This is a genomic window from Candidatus Thiosymbion oneisti, from assembly GCF_900092655.1.
In the GTDB taxonomy this organism is placed as follows: domain Bacteria; phylum Pseudomonadota; class Gammaproteobacteria; order Chromatiales; family Chromatiaceae; genus Thiosymbion; species Thiosymbion oneisti.
Window position 1 is genome coordinate 1 of the sequence record NZ_FLUY01001667.1, and the last position, 1506, is coordinate 1506.

General features: G+C 55.0%; 2 protein-coding genes. Both read left to right on the forward strand.

Annotation, left to right across the window (positions count from 1 at the left end; genetic code table 11):
- Positions 1–716, forward strand: a 716-nt coding sequence (locus BQ17_RS17555; RefSeq protein WP_218068338.1) for a hypothetical protein, incomplete at its 5' end; no start/stop codon positions are given.
- 10 nt (positions 717–726) lie between these two features.
- A complete protein-coding gene (locus BQ17_RS17560; protein ID WP_089729312.1) occupies positions 727–1134 on the forward strand; it encodes a hypothetical protein in 408 nt (135 codons plus the stop codon).
- Positions 1135–1506: the final 372 nt, after the last annotated feature.

A 1506-nucleotide genomic window follows, 5' to 3' on the forward strand; every position in this document is an offset into this window, starting at 1 on the left:
TACTTGGAACAGAGGTGTCGCCAAATCCAAAGCGGCGGCGGGCTTGTGCCCCTTGGCCGACCCCCCGGTTATGCCAATCGCTGTCGGTTCCGGTAAGCACTGGGGTAAGGTTGCCGCCGCACTCCAAAACGTCCGGTGGTATCCTTTCCATGATCCCTGGCAGTTCGGAATCCATAAAGAGCCAGGAAATTCAGGTGGATTTCTGGCCGAAGCTCGATGCGGCTCTAGCGTCGGGATGGGGGGATTGGGCGAGTGCGATTGGGTTGATCGTGACCGTTATCGGTTTTGGTCTTACGCTGATAGGCGTGTGGCGTTCTAAATCCGCGGCCGAAAAGGCAAAACAGGCGGTCATCGAGGTTCAGCAGGATATTCGAAAGATCGACACGGTCGCGGAGCTGTCCGCTGCGATCTCGGCTATGAACGAAATCAAGGCACTGCAGCGAAAAGCAGCCTGGGAGCTCCTACCCGACCGCTACTCTGCGCTGAGGAAGGCCCTGATTACGGTGCGCAGCGCAAATGTGGCAGCACTTACCGAAGATCAGCAAACACGTCTCCAGCAAACGATAACCTTGTCATCCAACATGGAGCAGGACCTCGAACCATACATCCATGGCCCAAACCCAAAGCCCAAAGTAGTGGCTCGATGGAACGCAACTGTTTCAGATCACATCGATCATCTACAAGAAATGCTTGTAAGGATCAAGGCGGATCGATAAAGGTGACCCTATGACTCACCGTAGCACGGCCAAGCTCATCAAGATTTCCAATGTTCTGCTGACCAAAACTAGACAAGGCCGCTTGACTTGGGTACCGACAGAGAAACTCGATGTCTTTGGAGTTGATTTCCCCGACTATTCCATTCGGATTGCCCATCGGGTTGTCCGGGAAATACCAGATCGGGTTGTCCGGGAAATACCAACAGGCGAAACGGTTATGGATAATTACAAAGTGGAGATTTACAACAGCGAAGGTAGACTGGTCGAGGCTGCTACCAGCGATGAAATGAAAGATGAGCTTCATGAGGGAATAAATATCGCAGAAGTCCTTAAGGAACTTTATGAGTTGGCCAGAAGACAGGCCCTTGGTATCGATAACGCGCTCGATGATCTGTTGTCCAGATTGAGCAGCGCTTGACCGAGAAAACTCGGTGTCTCGGCGACTCGAACATCCGGTAAGCTGTTCGGCGTTATTTGGTGTTGCCTGAGCGGGCATCGTGTTGCGTTACGCCGCGTTTGACGCCGTGCTTACCCCGGCGTTTTCTCGCGCGGCTAACGCAACCTACACCTAAAGCGAGGTCCGCGCGGGCAGGCCGCGCGGAGGTAATGTGGGTGTAGGATGTGGTGAGCGCCTGCCGACCGCCCCAGGGACGGGGCCGGCCAGGCCGCGAACCGCATCTGTGCGCTGTCCGATCCCGAAGCACAGCGACAGAGCCGAACGCGCCGTAACCCAACACGTCAGACTTGTCCCGATGCAGGAGGGATCTTTTCCCACAACCAACGCCAAATA

Excerpts from the sequence above, each read along its gene's own strand:
- BQ17_RS17560 (WP_089729312.1), top strand. The coding sequence starts at position 727 with ATGACTCACCGTAGCACGGCCAAGCTCATCAAGATTTCCAATGTTCTG.